The sequence below is a fragment of the Nitrosospira multiformis genome (genome assembly GCF_900110185.1).
In the GTDB taxonomy this organism is placed as follows: domain Bacteria; phylum Pseudomonadota; class Gammaproteobacteria; order Burkholderiales; family Nitrosomonadaceae; genus Nitrosospira; species Nitrosospira multiformis_A.
The window spans coordinates 1-1,140 of sequence record NZ_FOCT01000046.1 but is presented as its reverse complement, the minus strand read 5'-3'; the positions used below and the strand labels follow the sequence as shown (position 1 = coordinate 1,140).

Sequence of the window (1,140 nt, the reverse complement as noted above, 5' to 3'; positions counted from 1 at the left end):
GGCATCAGTGTCCTCGGGGAGATCACGAACGAAGCTTTGATCTATTTTTAGCCGGTCGATGGCAAATTGCCGCAAATAGGACAAACTGGAATAGCCGGTACCGAAATCGTCAATAGCCAGTTTTATACCTTGGGACTCCAGGAAGCACATTTTCTGTGTAGCCGATTCCACTCCATGCATCACGACGCTCTCGGTCAATTCGAGTTCCAGGCACTCTGGCGAAAGGCCGCTGTCTGCAAGTGCGCGCAGTACAACATCCGTGAAATCATTCTGGCGGAATTGCACTGCTGAAACGTTTACTGCGATTGTTCCCTCGAATTCCTGCTGCTCATGCCATTGGCGTGCCTGCAGGCAGGATTCCCTCAGGATGTGCTCCCCGAGAGACAGAATCAAGCCGCTGTCCTCGGCTACGGGAATAAAGCTTGCAGGGGAGACTAATCCTCGCTCTGGATGCTTCCAGCGCATGAGCGCCTCCACGCCTACAACGCGTCCGGTAGCAAGCTCCAGCTGTGGCTGGTATACCGGGAAAATTTCGTCACGCGCAAGAGCGCTGCGCAGGTCATGTTCAAGGCTGAGCCGTTCGGCTGCGCCGGAAGTCAAATCTTCGGAATAGAACTGGTAGCGGTTTCTGCCGTGCCCCTTGGCCGAATACATCGAAACGTCAGCATTGCGCATCAAGCTGCTGGCGTCCCTACCGCTATCCGGATAAATGCTGATCCCGATGCTCGCGGTCAGCAAGAGTTCATGCTGTTCTATTTGATAGGGCTGAGACAAGACTGCAATAAGCTTCTCGGCGACTCGCGCTGCATCCGTCGCTGCATGAATCCGGCCCAGCAGGACAACAAACTCGTCACCTCCCAGCCGACTGACTGTATCCGCTTGGCGAACCGTAGACTGCATGCGCTCTGCAACCGCCTTGAGCAGCTTGTCGCCGAGCTCATGACCAAGCGAATCGTTGATCAGCTTGAAGCGATCGAGGTCCACGAATAGTAATGCCAGCCGGAAGGAATAGCGGCTGGCATTCTCGATTGCGATCCTCATGCGGTCGGTGAACAGCGCGCGGTTGGGCAGCCCGGTCAGCAAATCGTAATGGGCGAGATACTCGATACGTTCTTGGGATTCCTTGCGCTGAGTGATATC

At 55.1% G+C, this 1,140-nt stretch carries 1 protein-coding gene; it reads right to left on the bottom strand.

Annotated features, from left to right (window positions below):
- A partial coding sequence (locus tag BMY01_RS16915) for a putative bifunctional diguanylate cyclase/phosphodiesterase (protein WP_139176979.1) occupies positions 1-1,140 on the bottom strand: 1,140 nt, incomplete at both ends.